At 70.8% G+C, this 25,321-nt stretch carries 23 protein-coding genes, 1 tRNA gene and 1 riboswitch; of the genes, 8 read left to right on the top strand and 16 right to left on the bottom strand.

Annotation, left to right across the window (positions count from 1 at the left end):
- Positions 1-149: 149 nt before the first annotated feature.
- The 12 genes from serS to ACIBKX_RS39700 all read right to left on the bottom strand — a co-directional run bounded on the left by serS (position 150) and on the right by ACIBKX_RS39700 (position 11,939).
- Positions 150-1,427, bottom strand: a complete 1,278-nt coding sequence (gene serS, locus ACIBKX_RS39755) for a serine--tRNA ligase (protein ID WP_363276877.1) — start codon at positions 1,425-1,427, stop codon at positions 150-152.
- A gap of 83 nt (positions 1,428-1,510) precedes the next feature.
- A complete protein-coding gene (locus ACIBKX_RS39750; RefSeq protein WP_363276876.1) occupies positions 1,511-1,741 on the bottom strand; it encodes an acyl carrier protein in 231 nt (76 codons plus the stop codon).
- A 53-nt stretch (positions 1,742-1,794) separates the two neighbouring features.
- Positions 1,795-2,805, bottom strand: coding sequence for a beta-ketoacyl-ACP synthase III (locus ACIBKX_RS39745; RefSeq protein WP_363276875.1), 1,011 nt, complete (start codon positions 2,803-2,805; stop codon positions 1,795-1,797).
- Positions 2,802-3,815: a VlmB-like protein gene (locus ACIBKX_RS39740; RefSeq protein WP_363276874.1), complete on the bottom strand. Its 1,014-nt coding sequence runs from the start codon at positions 3,813-3,815 to the stop codon at positions 2,802-2,804. The genes ACIBKX_RS39745 and ACIBKX_RS39740 overlap by 4 nt, the downstream gene beginning before the upstream one ends.
- A gap of 96 nt (positions 3,816-3,911) precedes the next feature.
- On the bottom strand, positions 3,912-4,502 hold the full coding sequence (locus tag ACIBKX_RS39735) for a hypothetical protein (protein WP_363276873.1): 591 nt from the start codon (positions 4,500-4,502) through the stop codon (positions 3,912-3,914).
- Between the two features lie 15 nt (positions 4,503-4,517).
- Positions 4,518-5,003 carry an SRPBCC family protein gene (locus ACIBKX_RS39730; protein ID WP_363276872.1) on the bottom strand — a complete coding sequence of 162 codons (486 nt, stop codon included), beginning with the start codon at positions 5,001-5,003 and terminating at the stop codon, positions 4,518-4,520.
- On the bottom strand, positions 5,003-6,289 hold the full coding sequence (locus ACIBKX_RS39725; RefSeq protein WP_363276871.1) for an aminotransferase class III-fold pyridoxal phosphate-dependent enzyme: 1,287 nt from the start codon (positions 6,287-6,289) through the stop codon (positions 5,003-5,005). The genes ACIBKX_RS39730 and ACIBKX_RS39725 overlap by 1 nt, the downstream gene beginning before the upstream one ends.
- A gap of 44 nt (positions 6,290-6,333) precedes the next feature.
- Complete coding sequence (locus ACIBKX_RS39720) at positions 6,334-7,473, bottom strand: acyl-CoA dehydrogenase family protein (protein WP_363276870.1); 1,140 nt, start codon at positions 7,471-7,473, stop codon at positions 6,334-6,336.
- Positions 7,474-7,582: 109 nt separating this feature from the next.
- Positions 7,583-9,190 (bottom strand): aldehyde dehydrogenase, encoded by a 1,608-nt coding sequence (locus tag ACIBKX_RS39715; protein WP_363276869.1) that lies wholly within the window; start codon positions 9,188-9,190, stop codon positions 7,583-7,585.
- A gap of 104 nt (positions 9,191-9,294) precedes the next feature.
- Positions 9,295-10,764, bottom strand: a complete 1,470-nt coding sequence (locus tag ACIBKX_RS39710; protein ID WP_363276868.1) for an MmgE/PrpD family protein — start codon at positions 10,762-10,764, stop codon at positions 9,295-9,297.
- Positions 10,715-11,728 (bottom strand): diacylglycerol kinase family protein, encoded by a 1,014-nt coding sequence (locus ACIBKX_RS39705; protein ID WP_363276867.1) that lies wholly within the window; start codon positions 11,726-11,728, stop codon positions 10,715-10,717. The genes ACIBKX_RS39710 and ACIBKX_RS39705 overlap by 50 nt, the downstream gene beginning before the upstream one ends.
- Positions 11,729-11,852: 124 nt before the next feature.
- Positions 11,853-11,939, bottom strand: a tRNA-OTHER gene (locus ACIBKX_RS39700).
- 184 nt (positions 11,940-12,123) lie between these two features.
- On the opposite strand from ACIBKX_RS39700, the gene ACIBKX_RS39695 reads away from it, so the two are divergent.
- The 4 genes from ACIBKX_RS39695 to ACIBKX_RS39680 all read left to right on the top strand — a co-directional run bounded on the left by ACIBKX_RS39695 (position 12,124) and on the right by ACIBKX_RS39680 (position 16,410).
- Positions 12,124-13,152 (top strand): DUF2156 domain-containing protein, encoded by a 1,029-nt coding sequence (locus ACIBKX_RS39695; RefSeq protein ID WP_363276866.1) that lies wholly within the window; start codon positions 12,124-12,126, stop codon positions 13,150-13,152.
- A 91-nt stretch (positions 13,153-13,243) separates the two neighbouring features.
- The gene (locus tag ACIBKX_RS39690; RefSeq protein ID WP_363276865.1) at positions 13,244-13,513 is read left to right on the top strand and encodes a hypothetical protein; all 270 of its coding nucleotides are present in this window, start codon (positions 13,244-13,246) and stop codon (positions 13,511-13,513) included.
- A 155-nt stretch (positions 13,514-13,668) separates the two neighbouring features.
- On the top strand, positions 13,669-14,769 hold the full coding sequence (locus ACIBKX_RS39685) for an acyl-CoA desaturase (RefSeq protein WP_363276864.1): 1,101 nt from the start codon (positions 13,669-13,671) through the stop codon (positions 14,767-14,769).
- A 228-nt stretch (positions 14,770-14,997) separates the two neighbouring features.
- Positions 14,998-16,410, top strand: coding sequence for an MFS transporter (locus ACIBKX_RS39680; protein ID WP_363276863.1), 1,413 nt, complete (start codon positions 14,998-15,000; stop codon positions 16,408-16,410).
- A gap of 129 nt (positions 16,411-16,539) precedes the next feature.
- On the opposite strand, the gene ACIBKX_RS39675 is transcribed toward ACIBKX_RS39680, so the two are convergent.
- Entirely contained in the window at positions 16,540-16,815 is a 276-nt protein-coding gene (locus ACIBKX_RS39675; protein ID WP_399377271.1) for an acyl carrier protein, read from the bottom strand.
- 202 nt (positions 16,816-17,017) lie between these two features.
- Here ACIBKX_RS39675 and ACIBKX_RS39670 point away from each other — a divergent pair, with 202 nt between their 5' ends.
- From ACIBKX_RS39670 to ACIBKX_RS39660, 3 genes are all read left to right on the top strand, one after another.
- Complete coding sequence (locus ACIBKX_RS39670) at positions 17,018-17,539, top strand: flavin reductase family protein (RefSeq protein WP_363276861.1); 522 nt, start codon at positions 17,018-17,020, stop codon at positions 17,537-17,539.
- A 114-nt stretch (positions 17,540-17,653) separates the two neighbouring features.
- Positions 17,654-18,832: a cytochrome P450 gene (locus ACIBKX_RS39665; RefSeq protein WP_363276860.1), complete on the top strand. Its 1,179-nt coding sequence runs from the start codon at positions 17,654-17,656 to the stop codon at positions 18,830-18,832.
- An 894-nt stretch (positions 18,833-19,726) separates the two neighbouring features.
- The gene (locus ACIBKX_RS39660; RefSeq protein WP_363276859.1) at positions 19,727-19,861 is read left to right on the top strand and encodes a hypothetical protein; all 135 of its coding nucleotides are present in this window, start codon (positions 19,727-19,729) and stop codon (positions 19,859-19,861) included.
- A gap of 32 nt (positions 19,862-19,893) precedes the next feature.
- On the opposite strand, the gene ACIBKX_RS39655 is transcribed toward ACIBKX_RS39660, so the two are convergent.
- From ACIBKX_RS39655 to ACIBKX_RS39645, 3 genes are all read right to left on the bottom strand, one after another.
- Positions 19,894-20,460, bottom strand: coding sequence for a hypothetical protein (locus ACIBKX_RS39655; RefSeq protein WP_363276858.1), 567 nt, complete (start codon positions 20,458-20,460; stop codon positions 19,894-19,896).
- Positions 20,461-20,547: 87 nt separating this feature from the next.
- The gene (locus tag ACIBKX_RS39650) at positions 20,548-21,276 is read right to left on the bottom strand and encodes a LysM peptidoglycan-binding domain-containing protein (RefSeq protein WP_363276857.1); all 729 of its coding nucleotides are present in this window, start codon (positions 21,274-21,276) and stop codon (positions 20,548-20,550) included.
- A 4-nt stretch (positions 21,277-21,280) separates the two neighbouring features.
- Positions 21,281-21,437, bottom strand: a riboswitch (cyclic di-AMP (ydaO/yuaA leader).
- Between the two features lie 571 nt (positions 21,438-22,008).
- Positions 22,009-23,001: a LysR family transcriptional regulator gene (locus ACIBKX_RS39645; RefSeq protein ID WP_363276856.1), complete on the bottom strand. Its 993-nt coding sequence runs from the start codon at positions 22,999-23,001 to the stop codon at positions 22,009-22,011.
- Positions 23,002-23,097: 96 nt separating this feature from the next.
- Here ACIBKX_RS39645 and ACIBKX_RS39640 point away from each other — a divergent pair, with 96 nt between their 5' ends.
- Positions 23,098-24,252: a nuclear transport factor 2 family protein gene (locus ACIBKX_RS39640; RefSeq protein WP_363276855.1), complete on the top strand. Its 1,155-nt coding sequence runs from the start codon at positions 23,098-23,100 to the stop codon at positions 24,250-24,252.
- Positions 24,253-25,321: the final 1,069 nt, after the last annotated feature.

Below are 25,321 nucleotides of genomic sequence, written 5' to 3'. Positions count from 1 at the left end.
GGCCCGGGCGCGGGGGCCGGCGTGGGGGGCGCGGGGGCGCGGGCCCCGGATGGGGCCTCGCCGGGCGCGCCCGGGGGGGGGGGCCCGCCCCCCCCCCCCCCGCCCCCAACCCCCTCCTTTTTTCTTTCTGCGTTTCGGGTGCCGGGCTGTCAGGCGGGGGCGCCGTCGGGGGCGATGCGGGTGAAGCCCGTATAGGAGTGCAGGGCCTTGGGCAGGGCGATGGAGCCGTCGGGGCGCTGGCCCTGTTCCAGCAGGGCGGCCAGGGTGCGTCCGACGGGCAGGGCCGAGCCGTTGAGGGTCGCGGCGAACTCCTTGCCGCCGCCGGGGGTGCGGACCTTGATGCCGGCGCGGCGGGCCTGGAAGGTGCCGCAGTCGGAGACGGAGGAGATCTCCCGGAAGGCGCCGGAGCCGGGCAGCCACACCTCGATGTCGTAGGTGGTGCGGGCGCTGAATCCCAGGTCGCCGGCGGGCAGTTGCACCACCCGGTAGGACAGCTCGAGGCGGCGCAGGCACTCCTCGGCGTGCTCCAGCATGAGTTCGAGCTGGGCGGGCGCGTCGGCGGGGGCGCAGATCCGGACGAGTTCCACCTTCTCGAACTGGTGCAGGCGCAGGATGCCGCGGGTGTCGCGGCCGTAGCTGCCGGCCTCGGCGCGGAAGCAGGGGGTGCGGGCGGTGAAGGCCAGCGGCACCTCGGCGCTCTCCAGTACCTCGCCGGCCGCCAGGTTGGTCAGCGGCACCTCGGCGGTCGGCACCAGGAACAGCTCCCGGTCGCCGACCTGGGTGGCGAACAGGTCCTCGGCGAACTTGGGCAGCTGTCCGGTGCCGGTCATCGTCTGCCGGTTGACCAGGTAGGGCACCCCGTGCTCGGTGTAGCCGTGCTCCAGGGTGTGCAGGTCCAGGAAGAAGGAGGCCAGGGCGCGCTCCAGGCGGGCGCCGGCGGCGCGGGTCACGGTGAAGCGGGCGCCGGAGAGCTTCGCGGCCCGCGCACCGTCCAGGATGCCCAGCTGCTCGCCCAGGTCGGCGTGGTGGCGGGCGCCGTCGGCGGGCCTGGGGGGCGGGCCGCCGCGCCGCACCTCGACGGCCTCGGCCTCGCTGTGCCCGTCGGGCACCTGGTCCAGGGGCAGGTTGGGGATGGCCTGCAGCAGCGCGGTCAGCTCCGCCTCGGCCAGCTGGGCGGCGCTCTCGGCCTGCTGCACCTGCTCGCGCAGCTGCCGGGCCGCCTCGCGGGCCTCGTCGGTGGGCGCGCCGCCGCCGTGGCCGCGGGCGGCGGTCTTGAGGCGGGCGCGCAGGTCGGAGACGGCGCCAAGGGCGTCGGCGCGGCGCCGGTGGGCGGCCTCGAGGGCGGCCGGGTCCAGGGTGTGGCGGCGGCGGGCCAGGCGCCGCACCGCGGTCTCTCCCAGCTCCAGGAGTTCGCGTACGTCGTGCATGGCACTGTCTCCTTGCAGGCGGGGCCGGCCGCCCCCTTGGGGCTGGCCGGGTGGCGGGGGCGGCCGGGGCAGGGGGCGGGCGGTCAGACCGCGGCGCGCCGCTCGGTGATCATGCGGGCCATGGCGCCGATGCTCTCGGCCTCCATCAGCTCGTCGTCGCTGATGCGGATGCCGTAGTCCTTCTCCAGGAGCATGGAGAGTTCGACGACGGCCAGGGAGTCGAGTTCGGCCTCCTCGCGGGTGGCGTCCTCGGTGATCAGGTCGGGGGAGACCTTGAGCATGGAGACCAGGATCTCCTTGAGGGTCTCGAACATGGCGGGGTTTCCTTTCACACGGTCACACGGGGCAGGGCGTGGGGTGTGGGGGGTCAGCCGACGGTGATGTCGGGCCAGGTCAGGGTGGCCGCTCCCCAGGACAGTCCGCCGCCGAAGGCGGTGAGCAGCACCCGGTGTCCGGCCTTGAGGGAGCCGTCGGCGGCGGCCTGGGCGAGCAGGGTGGGCAGGGAGGCGGCGGCGGTGTTGCCGACGGCGGCGATGTTGGACAGCCGGCGGGCCTCCTCGAAGCCGAGCTCGTCGGCGACGGCGGCCAGGATGCGCAGGTTGGCCTGGTGGGCGGCGAGCCGGTCGACGTCGGCCAGCTGCCAGCCGGCCTGTTCGACGGCCTGGCGGGAGGCCTGGCTCATCCGCCCCACCGCGTGCCGGAACGTCTCGCGGCCGTTCATCTTGAAGTACACGTCGCCCGGGTCGGGCTGTTTGCTGGGCGGCTGGCTGGAGCGGGAGCGCGAGCCGCCGGCCGGGACCTGGATCAGGTCGGCCAGCGAGCCGTCGCTGCCCAGCACGGCCGGGCCGATCGCGCCGGGCTCGGTGCTGTCGCCGGCGCGCAGCAGGACGGCGCCGGCGGCGTCGCCGAACAGCACGACGGTGCCGCGGTCGTCGGGGTCGACCATGGTGGTGAAGGCGTCCGCGCCGATCAGCAGGATGCGCCGGGCGCTGCCGGTGGCGATCAGTCCGGCGGCGGTGGACAGCCCGTAGAGGAACCCGGCGCAGGCCGCCGACAGGTCGAAGGCGGGCAGGGCGCCCAAACCCAGCCGGTGGGCGATCTCCGGTGCGGTGGGCGGGACCTGCCGGTCGGGGGTGGTGGTGGCCAGGATCAGCGCGTCCACCCCGCTGTCCTGGCCGGCGGAGGCCAGGGCGCGGCGGCCGGCCTCGACGGCGAGGTCGGAGGTGGCATCGCCGGGCTTGACCACGTGCCGCACCGACATGCCGGTGCGGGTGCGGATCCACTCGTCGCTGGTGTCCAGGCGGGCGGCCAGGTCGTCGTTGGTGACCAGGGTGGGCGGCAGGTAGCAGCCGGCGCCCGCGATGACGGCGGACCTCATGCCCCGGCCCCGGAAGTCCCGCCGGGGGCAGGGGAGTTGAGGGCCTCCAGGGGCAGGCCCATGTAGGCCATGCGGGAGGCGGCCATCTCGTCCGTCCACTGCTCGGCCATGTCGTAGCGCTGCTCGGGGGTGGTGTCCAGCAGGCGGGTGCCGGGCCAGATCTCGTAGTCGCCGATCTTGTCGGCGTGCTCGGCCATGCCCTGCTGGAACAGCTCTTCGCGGTGGATGACGAACTTGCGGTCGTCGATCTCGTCCCACAGCTTGACGCCGGCGGCGAGGATCTCCATCAGCCGCGGCCGGTACTCGGGGTGCGCCTTGACGTGGTCGCGCAGGATGGTGGAGGCGACGGTCAGGTGGCGGATCTCGTCGATGGCGGTGCCGCGGGAGATCTCCCCGGTGGCCGGGGACAGCGGCGTCCACTTGCGTTCGCTCAGCTCGGCCGCCGGGGCCAGCACGCCCTCGATGACGATGGCGAACACCGCGACCCCGCCGGGGAAGTCGCGCTGGGTCTGCACGATGTCGAGGGTGAAGTCGATGACCGGCTGCAGCACCTCGCGGTGGTAGTCGGCGGCCATCTCCTCGATGTCGCCCAGCAGCGTCGCCTCGGGCATGCCCAGCTCCACCAGGTGGTTGCGGAACACCCGGGCGTGCCGCGCCTCGTCGATCAGCTGGGTGGCGTAGAACTCCAGCTCGGGGATGCCGGGGGCGATGGCCACATAGGGGGCCAGGATGCGGGTGGCGACCTCCTCGGACAGGCCGCGGAACCCGAACTCCAGGACGAGGGCCTCGCGCAGCGGGCCCGGCGCCTTGAGGAAGTCGGGCACCCCGGCATTCACGTGGTGGCCGGTGATGCCGCGCTCGCGCAGGGTGCCCTGGGCGACCTGGGTGATCCAGTAGGCCAGGTTGCACTCGTCGGGGCCCAGGGTGAGTTCCTTGGCGCCGTCCAGCAGACCAGGAGCGGTGTCCCAGTCGGCCTCCTGCGCCACGGTGCTTGTCGGGGAACCGGTCATGGCGGGTGGTGCTCCTTTCGGCCCGGGCCCCCACACCAGGGGGCCCGGGGGCAGCGGGATGCAACGACAGAACAGATCGGCGCGGCCGGGTGGCGGTCAGCGGGCGGCGGGGGACACCGGCCGCTCGGCCGCCCCGCGCCCGGGATGGTCGCCGGAGCCGGCCCGGCCGATGGTGGGCACCGGCGCGACCGGGGCCAGGTGGCCCACCGGCTCGGGGTCCATCGCATGGCCCACCGGCTTGGGGTGCGCCAGGCGCAGGTCGTCCAAAAGGCGCAGGTAGCCCTTCTGCCGCACCGGCTCATAGGGCAGCGCGAAGGACTTCATGAAGTTCCCGAACAGGCCGCGGTCCCCGCTCAGATGCCACGGGATGGCCAGCAGCGCCCACTCGGGGCCGATCGTCAGACACCACACGCCCACCACGACGCCCTGCGTGATCAGGCTGTGCATCACGTTGTACAGGACGTAGTAGGCCTTGGAGATGGGCTTCCCGCCGCTGCGTTTGAAGGCGATCGCGCCCGGGATGTAGCCGATCAGGTCGATGTAGAGGAACAGCGCGATCCACACCGGCCAGCGGATCTCGCCGAAGTTCGCGATGATCAGCCCGGTCGACACGGCGAAGCCGAGCAGGTACTCGGCCCGGTGCAGGGCGAAGGTGCGCGGTGTCTCGAAGGGGTTGGCCTGGTCCATCGTCAGCCCCCTCTCTCAGGCGCTGACGACGTCGGCCGGGGTGCCCAGCTCGACCTCGCCGCGCAGCTGGGTGCGGTCGAACAGGCCGGTCACGGCCCAGGCCACGGTCTCCTTGATGACCCGCTCGGCGATCGGGTCGAGGATGCCCTCCAGGCTGGGGATGCCGAAGTCGAAGTCGACCTCGAAGTGCACCAGCACGTCCTCGCCCTGCTCGGTCAGCGCCCAGGTGCCGGTGAACGTGTCGAAGTCGCCGTCCTCCTGCTCGAAGCGGATCTGCAGGCCCTCGCGGTCGAACACGTCGGTCTCGGTCCAGCGCAGCAGGCCGCTGCGGAAGTGCAGTTCCCAGCTGGAGCTGCCCTTGGCCTCGGGCAGCGTGGCGTGCACCGTGGTGGAGGAGACGTGCGGGGCCAGCTGGGGGAATCGGTCGAACCTGGCGACGGACTCATAGACGGTCCGGGCGTCCTCGCCCAGCACCAGTGCGTCCAGTTCCACGTGCCGCATCAGTTGTTACCGCCTTCCGGCATCCTGGCCGAACCGGCGACCAGATCGAGGGTTGCTTTGTCGAAGGAGTTGAGGAGGAACTCCACGTCCAGGGGGGTGAGCGTGGCCGGCGGGGTGAAGCGGATCACCGAGCTGCCGTTCATCGAGTGGTTGGCGACCACCCCGTGGTTGAACAGCTCGATCAGCAGCTCGCCGGCCAGTCCGGGCTCGGCCAGCTCCACGCCGATCAGCAGGCCGCGCCCGCGCACGTCGACCACCAGGTCGGGGATGTTGCGCCGGGCGATCTCCGCGATGCGGGGCAGCAGTTGGGCGCCCAGGTCCATGGCCTTGGTGACCAGGCGTTCCTCCTGGACGGCGCGGATGGCGCCCTGGACGGCGGCCATCAGCAGGGGCTGTCCGGAGAACGTCGCGGTGTGGACGTAGGGGTCCTTGTCGAAGGGGCGGAACGCCTTGCGGGTGGCGATGGCCGCGGAGACGGGGACCACGCCGCCGCCCAGCGCCTTCCCGGCAAGCAGCACGTCGGGGACGATGCCCTCGATGTCGGCGCCCCACCATTCGCCCAGCCGGCCCATGCCGGACTGCACCTCGTCCAGGATGAGGAAGCCGTCGTACTCGCGCACGAGTTCCTCGACGCGCTTGAGGTAGCCCTTGGGCGGGATGATGACGCCGCCCTCGCCCTGCACCGGCTCGAGGATCACGCAGACCTCGCCGGGGTGGGCGCGCAGTTCGGCCTCCAGCGCGTCCGCGTCACCGAACGGCAGATGGCTGACGTCGGGGATCAGCGGGCGGAACGGCTTTTGGTAGACCTCCTTGGCGGTGGCCGACAGGGCGCCCAGCGTCTTGCCGTGGTAGCCGCCGCCCATGGACACGGTGCGCTTGCGGCCGCCGGCGCGGGCCAGCTTCAGGCCGGTCTCCACCGCCTCGGCGCCCGAGAGCGCGAAGTGCACCCGGTCCAGGCCCGGCGGCATCACCGAGACCAGCGCCTCGGCGGCGCGGGCCACGGTCGGCTCGAGCAGGATGCGGGTGGCCACCGGGTGGGTGTCCAGCTGGCGCTGGACGGCCTCCATCACGATGGGGTGGCGGGCGCCCATGATGAACACGCCGTAGCCGCCCGCGTTGAGGAAGCGCTCGCCGTCGCTGGTGGTCAGCCAGTTCCCCGACGACTCGACCTCCATGTGGCTGCCGAACAGTTCGGCCAGGGTGGCCCGGCCCTTGCTGAGGTGGGCCCGGTACAGGCCGAGGATCTCTTCCTCGGTGTCGACCCGGATGTCCTGGGTCACGGTCACGGATAACTCCCTGGAAAGAGACGGGCGTTGGGGTCGGTGCGCGCCTAGGACAGGTCGAGGCCGGCGCCGTTGTAGTAGTCGGCCAGCGGCCCGCTGGTGGCGGCCCGGCCCGGCGGGTGGAAGATCAGCGGCCGTACGGAGGCGGCCAGGCGGGCGTGCTGGGGGCTCTGGATGAAGTCGATGCCGCCGAGCAGTTCCAGGCTCAGCTCCGCGGAGCGGGCAAGCAGGTCCTGGGCGGCGTAGCGGGCGATGAGCACCTGGGCGACCGCCTCCTCGCCCGCAAGTCCGTCGCGCACCGCGCGGGCCACGCCCTCCAGCAGCGCGAAGGCGCTCTCGGTGTTGATGACGACGCCGGCGCGCTCCCCGGCGCTGCCCCGTCCGCGCTCCAGGACCTGTTCGGCCAGGGCGGCGGCGGCTCCCGCGTAGCCGGCCGAGACGAGCATCTCGAACCAGATGACGCCGGCGGTCTGCAGGTCGTCCAGGCGGTGCGGGTCCTCGGCGGTGGTGCGTACGACCATCGCGTCGGGGACGAACACGTCCTCCAGACGGACCTCTTCGCTCTGCGAGCCGGCCAGCACGTCGTTGCCCCAGAACGGGTGCACGCTCAGCCCCGGCGAGGTGGCGGGCACCAGCGCCAGCGCCAGCTCGGGAGCGCCGTCGGGGCCGGGGACGGCGATGGAGGCGGTGAGCAGCTCCATCGAGTGGGCCAGGCTGCAGGGCTTCTTGGCGCCGTTGAGCCGGTAGCCGCCCTCGACGGGCTTCGCGACGACGGAGGGGGTGAAGATGTTCTGCTGGGTCTTGCCCTCGGCCCATCCCGAGGCCATCAGGACCTGGTCGGGCACGATGCGGTGCAGCAGGTCCAGCTGGCCCGGCGCGAGCCGTCCGGACTCCTTGGCCAGCGAGTACAGCATGGAGACGGTGAAGTGGTGCATGGTCACGCCGGCGGCCACCGAGGGGGAGGCGGCGCCGATGGCCCGCTGCACCCGCACCGCATCCAGCGGGTCGGCGCCGTGTCCGCCGAACTCGGCGGGCACCAGCAGCCCCACACCGCCGTGGGTGCGGAACAGGTCGACGGCCGGGCTCCCGAGCGCCTCCCGCTCGGCGAAGGGCAGCTCTTCCAGCGCCTTGAGCAGCCCGGGGTGGTAGCGGTCGCAGACCGCGCGGGCCAGGTCGAGGGAGCGCACGGACAAACACCTCCGTTGGACATGAAAGATGAGGGGGAGCGGCCGAAGCCGCCAAGCAGTGAGGGCGGGGCCGCAAGGGTTGCTGCGGCCCCGCCGCGCCCGGGGCCGGTCAGGGCCCGAAGACCGCCTCGTGCGGGCTGACGTCGTGGGCGATGCTCACGCCCTGGATGTGCGAGGTCTTCAGGATCGGGTAGTTCGCCTCGCCGTAGACGCCGCCGGTCAGGCCGGTGCCGCCGTGGCTGGGCAGGTAGGGCAGGAACCCGATGTGCGAGTCGTTGATCTTCAGGAGGCCGCCGTTGACGACGCGCTGCACGAACGCGTTCATCACGCGGGCGGACTTGACCCACAGCGAGTTGCGCAGCCCGTACTCGTTGGAGTTGACGAACTCGATGAACGTGTTGAGCAGTTCGTCCTCGCCGTTGGCGTCCGAGGGCTGGGGCACCACGATCGGCAGCAGCGGGAAGAACGTCTCGCTGCGCACGATGTCGTGCTGGCGGGCCCCGGCCAGGCCGTCCACCCGCACCACGGTGGGCTGCAGGAACACCCCGGTCTCCGAGGGCGTCCCGTCGACCTCGGTGCGCTGCCCGCCGGTGATGATCTCACCCCCCAGGTCCAGGGACTGGCGCAGCAGCGCGAAGAACTTCTCGCTGCGCCGCACCGGGGAGAGCAGCACGTCCTCGTCCTCGGGGAAGCCCGGCTTGACGAGCTTGATGCGCTCTTGGACCTCTTCGATGAGCTCCTCGGCTATCTCCGGGTGCACCAGCACGCAGTTGGGCACCATGCAGATCTGCCCGGAGCCGTAGAACGACTCGCAGATCGCCTCGGCGGCCTTCTTCAGGTCCGCGCCCTTCCAGATGACGATGGTGTCGTTGCCGGCCAGCTCCAGGATCGGCTTCTTGCCGTTGGCCACGCACTGTTCCTGGAAGCGCAGGCCCTCCTCGCTGCCGCCGATGTAGAAGATGTCGTTGACCAGCGGGGAGGCGACCCAGCGGTCCAGGGTCTGCTTCGGGTTGGAGCAGACCGCGTTCAGGATGCCGGGCGGCGCGTCGATCTCCTCCAACAGCGGTCCGACCACGTCGCGCATGAGCCACATGGTGGACAGCGCGATGGAGCGCGGGGCGCGCATGACGACCGCGTTGCCGGCCATCAGCGCCAGCACGGCCAGGGCGGCGCTGGGCGCGGGGGCGTTCTGCGGCGGGTTGAAGGCGACCACACCGTCGGGCTGGCGGCGCACGATCAGCCGCCGTCCCTCGTGCTCGAACTCGGTGTGCATCCGCTGCCGGTACCAGTACAGGCTCTCGTCGCTGTAGATCTGCTTCATGCAGCTCAGTTCCCAGCGGGCCAGGCGCAGCGGGTGCGCCTCGGAGGTCAGGATGTCCAGGAACTCGTCCTCGCGCCGGATCAGTTCCTCGCGGAACATGCTGCCCAGGCGCATCCGGCGCTCCAGCGGCACCTCGGCCCAGGCGGCGGCCGCGGTCGCGGCGGCCTCCGTGGCCAGGTCGATGGAGGCATCCGAGGCGATGGCGCACCGGCCCACCACATAGGGGTGGTCGGCCGCATCGGAGTCCGGGTTCTGTTCGAGTTCCCGCTTCAGGCTGACGCTGGTGAAGACGTCCTCGAGAAGGGATCGGGCGCTGACCGTATAGACCCAGCCGTCGCCTTCGACATCCTTGCCCGCGATGTAGAGCTTGTAGCTGCGGAGTTCCTTTTCAGGCATCAAAGGACCTTTCCAAGTCTATGGTCCTGCTCACTGTCCACTGGTCCACCGGGAAACGATCCTTCCAGCGGCACCTGACCCGACGCTGACAAACGCCTCGCGGATTACCGCAGCGCGGATTCGATCCAGTCGCGCAGGGTGTCGGCGTCCATCGATTCCACGTCGACGGCCGCATCGGCGACGTCTTTGGGGCCGCCGAATTCGAGGAATTTCTCCCGCATCAGCTCGGCGTGGTGGGCGCGGGTGTGCGGGCCGGCCGCGGCGATCGGGATCATCCGCTGGCGTGATGCGGTACGTCCGTCGGAAAGGCGCACGGTGACGCGGGCGCCGGTGGCCTTGGCCGAGGCGGTGAATCCGGGCCGGGCCCGGTCGCCGGCCGCGTCCTGGGCCAGGGCGGCCACCTCCTCGCCGGCGAACGCCTTCAGCCAGGGCCCGGCAGCCGGACCGGCCTGGCGCACCGCCTCCCCGAAGGGGGCCTCGGAGGCGAACAGCGCTTTGGTGAGCTCCGGGTCGTGCACCAGGCGCACCCGGTCGGCCACGTCCCAGCGGGCGCGGTCGTTGAGCAGCGGGGCGGCGAAGTCGTTGACGGTCAGCCCGCCGGTCAAAAGCGCGGTGGCCACCGGGTAGGGGGTGTGCAGCACCAGCGCGCCCAGCGGCGAGCCGGGGCCCACGATGTAGGAGGCGGCCTTCTTGCCCGCGAACAGCGTGTACAGGGACGCCTCGACGACGATCTCCTCGATGTCCTCGGGCCGGCATCCGCCCAGCTGGCGGTGGAGGGCGGCGGCGCAGTCGACGGCCGCGTCCACCCCGGGCCCGCCCGGGTGCATCTTGAAGGAGAGGGTCTCGGTGTGCCAGCGGGTGCCAAGGCCCGCGCTGACGGCGTCGGGCAGCGGCACCGAGGCGAAATGGTCCAAGAACCCGTCGGGGTGCTCCAGGATGTCCAGCGCGCCGTGCAGCCCGGCGCGGGCCGCGTCGCAGGAGTCCATCGCGGTGCGCACCGGGGTGAAGGTGTTGAACAGCCGGGCGTCGCTGGCCAAGAAGGCCCGCATGAGCGGCCAGTTGGGCATCGCGAAGGCCAGGCCCAGCGCGTTGGACCACACCGCGTCGTCCGCGCCCTCGCAGTGCAGCCGCCCGCTGACCGCGCCGGCCAGATGGGTGTGCACGGCGCTGTGGCCGCGCAGCGGCCCCAGCGTGGCGGCCGCGGTGATGCGGGCGGCGCACTCGTTGGCCGCGACCACCGCCGTCAGCAGCGCGGCGCCCTCCAGGCGGCGGCCGTAGGCGAAGGCGAGCGGCACCGACACCGTGGAGTTCGACAGATGACCCGCGTAGGCGGTGTCGTCCAGGTTCAGCCAGGAGCCAAGACCGGACAGCACGCACGCGGACTGGCGCGGGTCGGCCTGCAGCGGCGGCCCGAACCCGTCGATGAGCCGGCCGCCCAGCGGGTGCGCGGCGCCCGCCCTGATCGAGGCCAGCTGGGAGAGCAGCTGGCTGGCGGCCAGGGCCCGCACGCGGGCCGGGATGTCCTCAGGTCGCAGCCAGGCCGCCCAGCGGCACAGCTCCTTGAGTATCGACACGCGTTTCTTCCTCCTTGGGCGCACCCCAGACCGGAAGCGCGCCCGGCAGCACCTCGACGGTCATGCTTGTCCAGTTGAGGTGCTGCAGTTCACCGTCGTGCTCGAAACACAGGGGCCGGCCGTCGGTGCGCTCCACCACGATGCGCCGGCCCCGGCCGTGCACCACACCCCTCTGGGCGGCGAGTTGGCCCTGGCGGGCCAGGTGCGGCACGTCGGTGGCGGCCACCGGCTCGCCCACCACGCACACGTCCAGCAGCCCGTCGTCCAGCTCGGAGTCGGGCAGCAGCAGATACTGGCCGCCGCGGTAGCGGCCGCCGCCCACGTTGGCCAGCACGGTGGGGCCTTCGTGCAGGATCCGTCCGTCGACGGTGACCCGCCCCGGATAGGGGGTGAAGGCGGCGGCCGCGTCGGGCAGCGCCCGGGCGTACTTCTCGCGGCCCGACGCGCTCACCGCGCGCGCCGCGATCAGCCCCTGGGCGATCAGCCCGGAGCAGGCGCCCAGCAGCACCGGCTGCCCCGTCTGGGCCAGCAGGCCCAGGTCGATGCGGCGCAGCCGCGCCCCGCCCGCCGCGCCGGTCAGTGTCGCGGACAGCGAGGCCTGCCAGGGCTGCTGGCCCCACAGCATGCGGTAGTCGGAGTTGCCGGTGCCCGCGGGCACGATCGCCAGCGCCGCCGGGTGCGCACGGTCCCCAGGGCCGGTCAGGGCCCGGGCGACCTCGTGCACGGTGCCGTCCCCGCCGACCGCGACCACCAGGTCCGGGCGCTGCGCGCCCGCGGCGGCCAGTGCGGTGCGCACGGCCTGGGTGGCGCTGCCCCGGTGGGTGGTGCGGTGCACCGCGACGGAGTCAAGATGCCGGCCGCACAGCCCGAGCACCTGCTCGACCAGCTCCCGACCGGTGGTGCCCGCCGTGGGGTTGACGACGACGAGGGCCCGCCGGGGGGCAGGGGAGGCCGCGATGGGCATGAGGCGAGTCTCCAGACACTGCGTCGGTGACCGGCGGGCGGACGGCAGTGCCCGGCGCCGAAGAGAGCAAAGAAGAGAGCAAAGAAGAGAGCAAAGAAGAGAGCAAGAAGAGCAGAAGAATGGGCGGAGAGGGCAGGATTCGAACCTGCGTGGGCTTGCACCCGACTGAAGCGAACTCCGGTCCCCGATAAACCACTCCGGGCACCTCTCCCTGTTCCCGGGACTCCCGTGCTTCCCGGTCACGACACAAACCTTCGCACCCTCCTCTGATATCCGCCTGACCGCCCGCTGACATATCCATCGCGCCCGGAATTCCGGCTCTTCCGAGACTCAAATACCGGGTGCTCTACTTCCCTCAGTCCAGTTTCGGTCCAGAACGGGAAGGAAGAGACTCGATGCCCTCACCAGACCTGTTGGAGAATGCCGCACCGGGAAAATCGGCGGCGTACGACACCGTTCTCCACGCGATCAAGACACACACCCAGGCGGAGAACCCCAGCGCCTTTCTGGCGATGAGCCAGAACACCGCCGCGTTCACCGCGCCCGGCCTCGACGGGGCCATCGCCTACCGCCGGGCGGGCCGCTACCTGGTCCAGCTCGGCGGCCCCTTCGCCGCCCCTGACGCCTACGGCCCGCTCCTGGACACGTTCGTGGCCCACGCGCACGGCCAGGGCTGCAAGGTGGTGGGCGCACAGCTGCAGCGCCACGACGCCCAGGCGTATGCCGAACGCGGCTTCACCGTCAACCAGTTCGGCTCCTCCTGGGTGGTGCACCTGCCCGAGTTCACCCTGCGCGGCACCCGCTTCATGCGGATGCGCAACAAGATCTCCCGCGCCTTCCGCAGCGGCCTGCAGGTCAGCGAGGTGCCCGCGGCCGGCATGGGCGAGGCGATCGCCGCCATCGACACGGCCTGGCTGGGCTCCAAGGGCGAGGAGGCCCGCCCGCTGGAGTTCCTGGTCGGCGAACTGGGCGGCCCGGCCCAGGAACACCGCCGGCTGTTCGTGGGCACCATCGAGGGCCGGCCGGTGGGCTACATCTCCTACTCGCCGGTCTACGGCGCCCGGGCGGGCTGGATGCACGACCTGAGCCGGCGCATCCCCGATGGCACCCCGGGGCTGATGGAGGCCATCAACTCCCATGTCATCGAGGTCCTGCGGGCCGAGGGCGAGCAGTGGCTGCACTTCGGGTTCACCCCGTTCACCGGCCTGGAGCAGGCCAACGAGCTGGCGGGCCACAGCAGTTCCTTCCAGTGGCTGATGCACTTCCTGTGGGACCAGGGAGCCGCCCTGTACCCCGCCCAGACGCAGCTGGCCTACAAGGAGAAGTGGGCGCCGGCCGACCCCATCCCGGAGTACGTGGCCTTCGACGGGCCGGCCTCCATCGCCGCGTTCGCGCACATCTTCCGCGCCTGCAACGCCTTCTGACACACCATCACCCCGCCACACCCCCACCCCACCCCACCCCACCTCATCGCCGAACGGCCCGCCCGTGCGGCGGAGACAGGAGCCCACCCAGATGACCGCCGAACCCGCCGCCCCCGCCGAGCCGGCCGCCCAGACGGAGCAGACCGCTCAGGCCGAGCCGTCCGCGCCGTCCGCGCCGTCCGGGACGGACGCGCTCAAGCAGCAGCTGGTCGAGTCCCTGATGGGCGTCATCGGCGCCCCCGACGACGTCGGTGTCGCGCGCGCCGCCGACGAGGTCCTGCACACCCTCCAGGCCCGCCTGGCCGCCGAGGCCGCCGAGGCCGCCGAGGCGGCGGTCCCCGCCGAGCCGGCCGCCGTGTGAGAGGGCGGACGGGCACCCGCCCCGTCGCCGGTGCGGGTGCCCCCGGCGGTTTTCCAGGAAGCCATCAGCGGCTCATCAGCGCGCTGTCCGAGGCTGAAGCGTGCTTTCATCCGGCGCCCCGCGCCGGGATACGTCCTGCCCAAGGAGATCCTTCTATGCAGTCTCCGAACCACAGTGAGACAGAGTCAGGCACAGTACGGCAGCTCGATCCCGGCCTTGCGGTCGCGACGGGGGAGCTGAGCAGCAAGGGTGCCTCCGCCAGCTTCTCCGAGCTGCTTCGGCGGGTGAAGGCCGAGGGACTCCTCGACCTCGACACCCGCTACGACTACCGCAGGCTCGCCCTGAACATGTCGCTCATCGGGGCCGGCCTGGTCGCGTTCTTCCTGATCGGCGAGTCCTGGTGGCAGATGCCGGTCGCGGTGTGGATGGGCCTGTGCGGGGTGCAGAGCGCCTACATGTGGCACGAGGTCGGCCACAAGGCGATGTTCCGCGACAAGAAGATCGGGACGCTCACCGCCTACTTCCACGCCAACTTCTTCAGCGGGGTCAGCTACGCCTGGTGGGTCAACCACCACAACCGGCACCACAGCCACCCCAACCACATCTCGCTGGACCCCGACATCGGCCGCCGCACCGCGATCTTCGACATCAAGCAGTACGCGACCCGCACGCCCGTGCAGCGCTTCATCGTCCGCCACCAGCGGGTCCTCTTCTTCGTCCTGCTGGTCCTTGAGGGCTACAAGATGGAGAAGACCACGGTCAAGGAGCTCGCCAAGAGCGACGCCAAGCACCGCTACCTGGAGATCGGCCTGGTGGTGCTGCGCACCGCGATCTATCTGACGGCCGTCTTCACCGTGCTGACCCCGCTGCAGGCCATCGCGTTCATCGCGGTGCAGCATGCCGCGCTCGGCGTCTACTTCGGCCTGATGTTCGCCCCGAACCACAAGGGCATGGAGGTCCGTGACGGCGAGAAGGAGACGCTGGACTGGCTGGAGCGCCAGGTGCTGACCTCCCGCAACATCCGCCCCAACTGGTGGATCGACTTCCTGTACGGGGGGCTGAACTACCAGGTGGAGCACCACCTGTTCCCGGCGATGCCGCAGCGCAACCTGGCCCGGGCCCGCGAACTCACCCGCGAGTACTGCGCCGAGCGGAACATCCCCTACCTCGAGGTCAGCTTCTGGGAGTCCTACCGGCAGGTGGCCACCTTCCTGCACGAGGTCAGCGAGCCGACCCGCCAGAAGGCGGCCGCCTGACATCCGCGCGCACCCCCTTGCGCGTACCCCGTCACGCACCCCGCGTGGCCTCACCCCCCTGCACGGCCGCGCGTACCCCCCCCCGCATGTTCGGCGCGCGTCCCCCCTTCTTTCCGTGTCGTGTGTTCTTTCCCCGCGTACGACTCCCGCCTCCGCCCCGGCCGCCTGCCGGGGCGGAGGCGCTTGAGACCCCGCTCTGACCGGACCCTTCCAGGAGCTCTGAGCCCCATGTCACAACCGACGGCGCTGCGGGACACCACCGCTGCGGCGCCCTCCATCGGCGACCGGATCGACCGGATGCCCGTCACGCCCACCCACCGCAGACTCACCGCCGTGGTCGGGGTGGGCCTGCTGTTCGACACCTTCGAGAACAACCTCGCCGGCACCATCTCCAAGGTGCTGCAGGAGGACTTCGCGTTCAACGGCACCACCCTCAAGCTCGTTCTGGCCTCGGCGTTCATCGGGCAGTTCGTCGGCTCGGTGGTCCTTGGCCGCGTCGCCGACCGCTACGGACGGCGCCGCGCCTTCCTGATCAACCTGGCGCTGTACTCGGGGTTCTCGCTGCTGGGCGCGTTCTCCCCGAACGCCGCCTGGCTGATCGTGACCCGCTTCTTCGCCGGGGTGGGCATCGGCGCCGAGCAGTCCCTCTCCGACTGCTACCTGGCCGATGTGCTGCCCGCCAAGCAGCGCGGCCGCTACACCGCCTGGGCCTACACCCTCGCCTTTTGCGGGGTGCCCGCGGTCGGGTTCGCCGCGCTGTGGCTGGTGCCGCTCAGCCCGCTGGGCATCGACGGCTGGCGCTGGCTGTTCGTGCTGGGCGCGCTCGGCTCGGCGGTGGTGTGGGTGCTGCGCCGCAACCTGATCGAGTCGCCGCGCTGGCTGGCCGCCAACGGCCGCGAGCACGAGGCGGAGGCGCTGGTGTCCCGCATGGAGGCCGAGGTCCCCGCCACCGCCGTGCCGGCCGCCGCCGCCCAGACCGGTCCCGCCGGTCCCGCGGTGGAGACGGGTGCCGCGGCGCAGGCGGCCGCACCGGCCCGCACCGCCCGCCTGCGCGACGTGTTCCAGGCGCGCTTTCGCCGGCGTACCGCGATGCTGTGGCTGTTCTGCACGCTGTCGGTGGTGGGCTACTACGGTTTCGGGGCGCTGGCCCCGCAGATCCTGGCCGCCAAGGGCTACGACGTGGTGACCAGCATCGGCTTCACCGCGGTGTCCTTCATCGGCTACCCCATCGGCGCGCTGCTGTCGGTGCCGGTGATGGACCGGATGGAACGCAAACGCCTGGTGGCGCTGTCGGCCGCGGCGATGGCCCTGTCCGGCATCGGCTTCGCCTACGCCTCCTCGGCCACACTGATCATGCTGCTCGGCGTCGTCTACACCCTGGTCAGCAACATCTTCTCCACGGTCAGCCACGTCTATCTGGCCGAGCAGTACCCCACCGCGATCCGGGCGGCCGCGACGGGGCTTGCCTACTCGCTGTCCAAACTCAGCGCCGCGGCCCTGCCGTTCGCGCTGCTCCCGGTGCTCGAGGAACACGGCCCGGGCACCATGTTCACCGTCATCGCCGGTGCGATGACGGCGCTGGTGGCCGTCGTCCTGGTGCTGGGGGGCCGCACCACGGGCGTCTCCGTGGACCGCGACTGACAACACCCCCGCCTCCCACCCGCACCCGTGCGGGCGGCGGACAGCGGTGAGGGGCGGGGCCCGATCCCTGGTCACAAGGGATGGGGCCCCGCCCCTTCACGCGCGCCCCGGACCGCGGGGCGCGCCCGCTCAGCTGTGGACGACCTCGTGCTGCTCGGCGGCCAGGAAACCGGCCATCAGGGTCAGCGTCGAGTACTGCAGGGCGATGCTCGGGTCCAGGACGAGGCCGAACTTCTCCTCGATGTCGCCGAACAGCCCCAGGGCCGCCACCGAGTCCAGGCCGTACTCGACGTACGGGACATCGGGGTTGATCTGCGCAATCGGCTGGGACACCTGGGTGCCCAGCCTCTCCGTGAGCCAGCCGAGAATCTCACTCTCGGACATGACCGGCTCCCTGTCCGCCATGAGCAGCTCCTTTTGTGTCCTTAGCAGGTCCCCGGGCATCTGCCCACGGCCCTTTCTTGCCTACGCCGTTCATCCTGCTCCCCGCCGCTCAACCCCGGCTTGACCGCACGGCCGGCAAGCGAACGGCTCGCCCGGTTCTCCAGCCGGTCTTGAGCAGTCCTTGGCAGGGTCTGGAGCGATCGGCTTCCACGGAGGGATCCAGATGAGTCCAGTCCAGGAACAGATACCGGCAGTGGCCGACGCCCAGGCCTTCAAGGACGCGATGGCCCAGCTCGCCGCCCCGGTCTCGGTGGTCACCGCTCTCGACGGGGCGGGCCGCCGCTGGGGGTTCACCGCCTCCTCGGTGTCCTCCGTCTCCCTCGACCCGCCGCTGCTGATGGTCGGCATCGCGCTCACCTCCAGCTGCCACCGGGCGATGGCAGGGGCGGGGGAGTTCGTGGTGAACCTGCTGGGCGAGCGCCACCAGCACGTCGCCCAGCGGTTCGCGGCCCGCGGCGTGGACCGGTTCGCCGCCGGCGACTTCGCCGCCTGGGACGGCTCCCACGGCCTGCCCTGCCTGCCCGACGCCAAGGTGCTGCTGCGCTGCCGCGCCGTGGAGGTCATCCGGGCCGGCGACCACGACCTGCTCCTTGGCACGCCCGCCGAGATCCGCATCCGGGACGCCGCCGCCCCGCCGCTGCTGTGGTACCGGCGCGGCTTCCACACCCCCGCCCCCGCCGCCTGAACCTCCCCCTCCGGTCGCGACGGCCCGTCAGCAGACGGTCAGCGGAACGTCATCGACCAACCGTACGGTCGGTTCTCCCCGGACCGCTCTCCCCACCCCCAAGGACGTGTGATCATGGCCAATCCCACCTATCCCATGGCCCGCCAGTGCCCGATGGCCCCGCCCGGCCTGTACACCGAGCTGCGCGAGCAGGGTCCGGCGAAGGTGGACCTGCCCGACGGCGGCTGGGCCTGGCTGCTGACCGGCTACAACGACGTCCGCACCGCGATGAACGACCCGCGGTTCAGCTCGGACGACGAGAAGATGGGCCGCGCCCGCACCGAGCTGCCGCCCGGCCACGACCTGAACTCGTTCTGGCGCAAGGACGAGCCGGAGCACGGCCGGCTGCGGCACATGATGATGACGGAGTTCACCGCCCACAAGATCAAGGAGTGGCGTCCGCGGATCCAGGCACTGGTGGACGAGCTGATCGACCGTCTGCAGGAGCTGCCGCGCCCGCTGGACCTGTACTCCGAGTTCTGTCTGGCGCTGCCCACCCAGGTGATCGCCCTGCTCCTTGGAGTGCCGCAGGAGGACTACCGCACCTTCGCCAAGCAGAGCCGGCAGGTGCTGAGCCTGGACAACCCCGAGGTGTCGTGGGCCGCGTTCAACGACATGAACGACTATCTGAACCGGCTCATCGAGGAGAAGGAGCGCGCGCCCAAGGACGACCTGATCAGCCGTCTGATCGTCGACCGGGTGCAGACCGGCGAGCTGGCCCGGGAGGGCCTGCTGCCGATGGTCCGCTTCATCCTCGTCTCCGGCTACGAGACCACGACCAGTCAGATCGCGCTGAGCGCACTGACGCTGATGACCAACCCGAAGGTCCGTACGGAGCTGATGGAGAAGCCCGAGGAGCGGATCGCGGCGTTCGTCGAGGAGTCGCTGCGCTTCTGGTCGGTCTCGCAGGACAACGTGCTGCGGGTGGTCGATGCGGACATGGAGTACTCCGGGGCGAAGATGTCGGTGGGCGAACTGGTGATCCTGGCCGTGCCCGCGGCCAACCACGACGCGCAGGCGTTCCCCGACCCGGAGAACTTCGACCTGCAGCGGGGCGAGAACCGGCACGTCGCCTTCGGGTTCGGCACCCACCTGTGCGCGGGCGCCTCGCTGGCCCGCCGCGAGGTGGAGATCGCCATCACCACGCTCTTCTCCCGCCTGCCCGACCTGCGCCTGGTGGGCAAGGCCGAGGAACTGCCCTTCCGCCACGAGAGCCTGGTGTACGGCCTGGACTGCCTGCCGGTGACCTGGTAGCACCACAGGTCCGCAACGCCGCGCCCGGCGGGTGCGGCACTGGTCCGTCCGTTGTGTGCGGTGGCGGACGGGCCAGTGCCGCGCCGCCGGGCCGCGGCATGCCCTGCCTCTCTTCTGTACGTCTCTTCTGTGTACGTCCGTCAGCGGCGCGCCCGCGACGGACGGCCGACCGGCCGTCGTGTCTGCCTGCGGACGCGGCGGCCGCAGCCGTGCCGGCCTCCGGGCAGACGGGCAGGCGGGCAGGCGGGCGGGCGGGCCCGCTCCAGCCCCCCTCAACCACAGGCCGACTGGCCGTCGACCGAAACCTGACCGGGTGTCAATCGATCCTCGAACGGGGGCGGGCAGAGTCGGAGCATCAACCTGCACGGGAAGGCAGAGGCAGGCAGCGATACCGGCGGAGCGGCCGGGCACCGGTGACACCGGACGCCCGCCACCGCGACCGGCCGGCTGCCGCCTCGGAGGCACTTGCCCGGACCGCCGCGATCCGGCGGGACCGGAAAGACCTCCCGCACCACACCAGCCCCCTCCGCCCCATATCTGACTTGCCTGCCGCGCCGGGATCCGGCCGGCGGGACGGATGTCCGCACGGTGAACGCGACCGGCCCACAAGGCCATCGAGCGCTGCCGCTCCACCCCGAGCGGCACTCACCGGCGGTCGGATCGGCCGCTGTGCGTCCGCACCTCCGCGACGCACGGCGGCCGACTTGCGTGCGCACACGCCATCCACCCCAACTCACCGGCAAGAAACGGGAGTTGACGGCTGCGCACCCGAGACATCCCCGACCGGGCTTCCGGCGGGTCTTGAGCGGTTCTCGACCGGACGGGAGCACGCTGGCCGGATCGGAACGCCCCGGGCGCGGTCCGGGGCGGCGTACCCCGACGAAGGGAGACCCGGTGAACGACGAGCCGGCGGATTACAGCAGGCCATTCCGACCCATCTCGCCCTATGCGCCGCCGCTGCGGCTGGCCGGCGCGGACGACGACGCGGCGGTCGCGGACGAGCCGCACATCGTCCGAGGCATCGACTGACCCCCCACCGGCGTGCCGGTGCAAAGGCCCGCTCAGCCCCGACGGTCCGCCAGGCCCTGGCGCCCGGCCCGGATCCGGTCGGCGCTCCACATGCCCACCCCCGCCAGCACGGCGACGGCGACGGCGTACAGCGGCAGCCACAGGGTCGTGGTGGCCGACAGGCAGTCGGCGACGGCGTCGTGGCGGTGGATGTCCTGGGCGCGGGCCAGGGCGGCCGGGTCGCGGCCGGCCAGGCCGGCGAGGGCGGCCTCGGTGCGGATGCTCTCGTAGGCGCCCAGCGCGGGACACCGCGCGCGGGTGCCCGGCATCGGGAACAGCCAGGCCCAGCGCTGCAGCAGGGGGGCCAGGGCGATCGCCGCGCACAGGCCGAGGACCAGGCAGTAGGCGGCGAGGTTCGCGGTGTAGGCGGAGCGCAGGCCGGGTGTCCAGGCGGGCCTGCGGTAGAGGCACAGGAGCACGGCCAGCAGTGTCACGCCGATGTAGGTGGCGAACCACTGCCAGGAGCCCTGGGCGAGCGCGGCGGTCAGCACGGCGCCGAGGGCGATGCCGATGACGCCGGACTGGTCGGGAACATGGCGGCGCGCGCCGGGCTGGTCCATGGCCTCTCCTGCCTGGTGTGGCCCTCAGCATCCCGGCGCACCGCCCCCGCGGCCCGCCGCCATGCCGCGCGGTGGCCCGGATGAGGCTCAGTAGGGGCCGTTGACGTTGTCGATCGATCCGTAGCGGTCGGCGGCGTAGTTGCAGGCGGCGGTGATGTTGGCGACGGGGTCGAAGCTGTCGGTGGAGGTGCCGGGCAGGTGGTAGGCGTCGAAGGTGGGGCCGATGACCTGGAGGAGTCCCTTGGAGGGGGTGCCCGCGGCGGCGTTGGAGTCCCAGTTGTTGATGGCCAGCGGGTTGCCGGAGGACTCGCGCATGATGTTGCGGTGGATCCCCTCGTAGCTGCCGGGGATGCCGTGCCGGGCCATGATGTCGAGCGATTCCCTGATCCACCCGTCGAGGTTGTCGGCGTACGCCTTCTTGGCCGCGGCGGGCTGGGCGGTGCTCTTGCGCTCGGAACGATCGGCCCGCTCGGAGGAGCCCCGCGAGCCGGCCCCCTCCTCCGCGCCGAGGGCGAGCTTGACCCCCGGCCGGATCAGCCGCGGATCATCCCCGAGCACGCTCCGGTTGTCCTGATAGAGCTTCTTCCAGCTGCCGTGCCGGGAGTGCTCACGGGCGATCTTGGTGAGGGTGTCGCCCGGGACGACGACGTAGCTCCCCGGGGCGGCGGACGGCTTGGCCGCCGGGGCCTGCGCCGCACCGGCAGCGGTCGCACCCAGGACCGGAAGAACGAGCACGGCCCCACCCGTGCCTGCGACGGCGATACCCCGCCTGAACGAACCGGACTTGGGACGACGGTGCTTTCCCTTTGCGGGCATGACGAATTCCTCTCCGTCGCCTGCGAGGTGAGCTGTCGGGTTCGGACGGGAGATGTCCGGCCGCCGCGAAAGCGACTTCACCCCGAGCCGCTCCGGAAACCGGACCGGCGGCCTACCTGGGTCCCCCGCTCCTGCCGGGCGCGAGTCAGTGAATGGGAAGGTAAAAGGCTTTCCGGCCGGCGGCAGGATTCGGCGTTCCGCCCGGATCGACGGTGACGCTAGGCGAGAAAACCCAAACGAAACAAGCCCCAAATTTGCAAAAGAAACGACCAAAGCGAACCCCCGACAACCGGAAACCCCCGCCCCCGCATGATCGAGAATCCCAACTTCTTTGCACGCAACGGAAATGACGCCGACCGGACGCCGGAAGCACGGCCGCCGCTGTGACCCGTTTCACCGAACGAAATGCAACCAGATATAAGACCCGAAGCCCCCAGGGATGCGCCATCCCACCCGTAGAGCGCTAGTCATAGCAAAAACCCGCATAAATCACCAAGCACACCCAAAGCCAATTTCCGAATCAATCGGACATACGGCGGATGTTGTCATCCATGAAAAAAGAGGCCCAGCCCATCGGCGGCTGACCACACCGCTGACACACGCACCGACATCGCTGCAACCGCGCGCCCACCAGCAGTGGCACCCCCCCGGCGCACGGACGCTTCCCGACCGCTCCCGAGCACCGCGGCACCCCCACCCCCTGACCAGGATGTACACAACCGTGCCACCTGATCACCGCAGCCCCTGCCAAGGAGCCACACCGGCCTCCACCTGAGTCCTGGACCGGTCCCCACACGGCGAGGCGACGCCGACCGACCCACCGACGACCCCCTCCGGACAGGCCGCCGCAAAAGCCCCCGCAAGCCGACCGACCAGAGCCGCCGCGCACGGATGCGGATCACCCGATGGCATGACCGCGTAGACACCGCGGGCCGGAGGATCGACCAGACCCACCGTGGTGACATCGGCCCGCAACGCACCCGCCAGCACCCCGGGAATCAACGCGATGGCATGACCGGTCGCCACCAGAGCCAGCTTGCCGGGCAGATCAGCCGCAGCGAGGTCGACACGGGCACTGACCCCGGCGCGGGCGGCATGCCGACGCAACAACGCCGCCGAACCATCGTTGTCCTCCACCCACGTCTGATCACCCAGCACCTCAATGGACACCGGCCCACCCCCGGCCCGCGGATGACCCAGCGGCAGCGCGACGACCATCGCATCCAGCCCCAGCAACCGATGCTCGACCCGAGGATCATGAGGCAGCCCCGGCGGAGCATCCGTCACCACGGCAACATCGAGATCACCGGCAACCACACGCTCGTACAGCGAAGCACTCAGCCCCGGCAACAGACTCCACCGGACAGCCTCACCCTGCTCCAGCAAAGCCCGCAGAGCCTCCGGAACAACCCCCGCGGCAAGAGAAGGAGTCGCACCGACCGCCAGCACCCGACCCAAACCCCCCTCACCCGTATCCCGCGCGGCCCGGACCGCCCGATCGGCCTCGTTCAGCGTGACCAGAGCATGACGCCGGAACACCTCACCGGCCGACGTCACACGCACACCACGCGCATGACGCTCCATCAACGGCACACCGACCTGCCGCTCCAGCCCGGCGATCTGCCGGGACACCGCCGACTGCGTGTGATGAAGCTCGGCAGCCGCCGCCGACAACGACCCCAGCCGACACACCGTCACGAAGGTCCGCCACACCGTCAAATCCATGCCGCCCAGTATGAACAGCCGATATGCGAACCACGCAGAACAGCCATGCGACACCTGCGCTTGTCGCAACCATCCGGATCCACCACCGTGACGCACATGACCACACCGCACACGATCGCCGTCCTGGGCCTGGGCCGGATGGGCACCGCGATCGCAACACGACTGGCCGCCCAAGGCTGGCACGTCACCGGCTGGACCCGCTCAGGGCGCACACCAGACACCATCACACCCACCACCGACCCCAACGACGCCGTCGCGCAAGCCGACCACGTACTCCTGGCCCTCTACGACGGCCCAGCCTGCCGACAAGTCCTCCACACCATCCGCGACGCACTGCGAACAAACACAATCGTCATCAACACCAGCACCATCGCCCCCACCGAAGCCGCACAACTGGCCCAACAAACCGGCCCGACATACATCCACGCACCCGTACTCGGCTCCGTCCCGGCCGCCACCTCCGGCACCCTCCAGATCCTCGCCGCCGCACCTCACCAAACACTCGCCCGGGCACGCCCACTCCTGGAAACACTGGGCACGGTACGGCCAATCGAAGACGCCCCCACCGCCGCCGCCCTCAAACTCATCGCCAACAACAGCCTCACCGGCGCCGTGCTCGCACTACGCGACACCCTGCGCCAGGCCGACGCACTCGACCTGCCCCGCACCCAGGTCCTGGACATCCTCGAACTCGGCCAACTCGGCACACTCGTGACCCGCAAACGCCCCTACCTCACCGGCCACCCCACCCCCCGCACAACCGACTTCACGATCGGCGCCCTGACCAAGGACACAGCCCTCCTCGCCGCCGCATCGAACACCCCCCTGCGCAGCGCAGCCGCCCTGACCCACACCCCCGCCGACCCAGAGGCCGACATCACCGTCGCCACCACCCCCACCGCGCACCAAGCCGCACTCCAACCACTGCACGCCTACATCCGCGGACACGCCACCGGCGACCCCACCCACTTCCGCCACGCGTTCCTGCCCACCGCCCACATCGAAGGAATCCGCAACGGCACCTTCGTTTCCTGGTCCCTGGACGACTACTGCGCCCTCTTCCCAGGCCACCCCGCCGCCGACGAACCAACCCGCTCCCGCCGCATCGACACCATCGACATCCACGGCACCGTCGGGACCGCAACCATGACCCTCACACACGGCCCGGACACATTCACCGACATCTTCCTGCTGGTCCACACCGACAACAGCTGGCACATCGCCAACAAGACCTACCACCGCCACGCTTGAGACGAACCACGGCGACAACTCCAGCCCCGAAAACCGATCCCCCGCCGGCCGACCTCCGGCACCACAAACACCAACTGATCCAGAATCAGGGGGAATACTCAGTGCGTGTACGAAACGCAGTACTCACTACTCACAGCCAGTAGCTGGAGGAGACGGCGGGACCGGCGGGTTCCGGTGATCGAGGCGCCGACTGGATGGTTCAGCTCCTTCTCCAAGTGCCGGGCCGCGTACTGCACTCCACCGGGCCCCGGACGGCCAAAGGTTAGGCCGAGCGAGGCGATTCGTCTTTGGTGAGGTACACCTGAACCAAGAGTCGGGGATGACGGCCTGGCTGTAGTGCGGTGGCAAAAGATCTTGAAGAGGTAGCACCCTGGTTGGGTTTGCTCTGCGAATGTGAGTGGGTTTGGCGCTGGTCTGTATGGGATGTCCCGGGCGTGGGGTGGGTGCCTGGTCTGGGGTGTTGTTTTTGATGCGCGACGTGTGATTTTCAGTGGTTGGCGACAGGGCTTTCAGTAGGTTTTTTTGCTGGTGGGTGGGTTGTGGGGTGTCGTTTTTCTGCTGAAGGCCGGTGTCGTTTCTCGCTGAAGATCTGCTGTCGCGTGTGTGGGCTTGCGGTGCCGGGATCTTGTTCCAGTTCCTATCCGGATAGAAAAATGAAGCAGGCAACCTTGATCCGGTCCTGAGTCTGGCCAGAGTTGACGGTTGGTCAGTTTCTAGGACTCCTTCCTAATGGTGCGTCAGTTTTGGTTGGGGGCGCACACAGACAGCCCCCACGCCCCCTTGCTGCCGGGCCGTTAGGCCCGTGGGTGGGCCGCGCGGAGCGTGGCACGCCTGGTGACGCGGAGCGTCATGGGTGGCTGGAGCGCAGCGGAGGCCACTAGTCGGCCAGAGGCCGACTCCGGGCCGCAACGCGGCCCGGTTCCCTGCTGTTGGGTCCTGGAGCGAAGCGGAGGGACCTGCGGTGAGCGAAGCGAGCCGCTCCGCTCACGCGGAGCGGGAGCGTAACTGGGGTGCGAAGCACCCCAGTTCGCTTGCACATCGCGCAGCGATGTGGTACCCGCTCCGCGGG

This window comes from Streptomyces sp. NPDC050658, assembly GCF_044457025.1.
Classification (GTDB): Bacteria; Actinomycetota; Actinomycetes; order Streptomycetales; family Streptomycetaceae; genus Streptomyces.
The sequence above is the reverse complement of the archived record's forward strand: the minus strand, read 5'-3'. Positions and strand labels throughout refer to the sequence as shown.

Excerpts from the sequence above, each read along its gene's own strand:
- serS (WP_363276877.1), bottom strand. The coding sequence starts at position 1,427 with ATGCACGACGTACGCGAACTCCTGGAGCTGGGAGAGACCGCGGTGCGG.
- ACIBKX_RS39750 (WP_363276876.1), bottom strand. The coding sequence starts at position 1,741 with ATGTTCGAGACCCTCAAGGAGATCCTGGTCTCCATGCTCAAGGTCTCC.
- ACIBKX_RS39745 (WP_363276875.1), bottom strand. The coding sequence starts at position 2,805 with ATGAGGTCCGCCGTCATCGCGGGCGCCGGCTGCTACCTGCCGCCCACC.
- ACIBKX_RS39740 (WP_363276874.1), bottom strand. The coding sequence starts at position 3,815 with ATGACCGGTTCCCCGACAAGCACCGTGGCGCAGGAGGCCGACTGGGAC.
- ACIBKX_RS39735 (WP_363276873.1), bottom strand. The coding sequence starts at position 4,502 with ATGGACCAGGCCAACCCCTTCGAGACACCGCGCACCTTCGCCCTGCAC.
- ACIBKX_RS39730 (WP_363276872.1), bottom strand. The coding sequence starts at position 5,003 with ATGCGGCACGTGGAACTGGACGCACTGGTGCTGGGCGAGGACGCCCGG.
- ACIBKX_RS39715 (WP_363276869.1), bottom strand. The coding sequence starts at position 9,190 with ATGCCTGAAAAGGAACTCCGCAGCTACAAGCTCTACATCGCGGGCAAG.
- ACIBKX_RS39705 (WP_363276867.1), bottom strand. The coding sequence starts at position 11,728 with ATGCCCATCGCGGCCTCCCCTGCCCCCCGGCGGGCCCTCGTCGTCGTC.
- ACIBKX_RS39695 (WP_363276866.1), top strand. The coding sequence starts at position 12,124 with ATGCCCTCACCAGACCTGTTGGAGAATGCCGCACCGGGAAAATCGGCG.
- ACIBKX_RS39690 (WP_363276865.1), top strand. The coding sequence starts at position 13,244 with ATGACCGCCGAACCCGCCGCCCCCGCCGAGCCGGCCGCCCAGACGGAG.
- ACIBKX_RS39685 (WP_363276864.1), top strand. The coding sequence starts at position 13,669 with ATGCAGTCTCCGAACCACAGTGAGACAGAGTCAGGCACAGTACGGCAG.
- ACIBKX_RS39680 (WP_363276863.1), top strand. The coding sequence starts at position 14,998 with ATGTCACAACCGACGGCGCTGCGGGACACCACCGCTGCGGCGCCCTCC.
- ACIBKX_RS39675 (WP_399377271.1), bottom strand. The coding sequence starts at position 16,815 with ATGGCGGACAGGGAGCCGGTCATGTCCGAGAGTGAGATTCTCGGCTGG.
- ACIBKX_RS39670 (WP_363276861.1), top strand. The coding sequence starts at position 17,018 with ATGAGTCCAGTCCAGGAACAGATACCGGCAGTGGCCGACGCCCAGGCC.
- ACIBKX_RS39665 (WP_363276860.1), top strand. The coding sequence starts at position 17,654 with ATGGCCAATCCCACCTATCCCATGGCCCGCCAGTGCCCGATGGCCCCG.
- ACIBKX_RS39655 (WP_363276858.1), bottom strand. The coding sequence starts at position 20,460 with ATGGACCAGCCCGGCGCGCGCCGCCATGTTCCCGACCAGTCCGGCGTC.
- ACIBKX_RS39650 (WP_363276857.1), bottom strand. The coding sequence starts at position 21,276 with ATGCCCGCAAAGGGAAAGCACCGTCGTCCCAAGTCCGGTTCGTTCAGG.
- ACIBKX_RS39645 (WP_363276856.1), bottom strand. The coding sequence starts at position 23,001 with ATGGATTTGACGGTGTGGCGGACCTTCGTGACGGTGTGTCGGCTGGGG.
- ACIBKX_RS39640 (WP_363276855.1), top strand. The coding sequence starts at position 23,098 with ATGACCACACCGCACACGATCGCCGTCCTGGGCCTGGGCCGGATGGGC.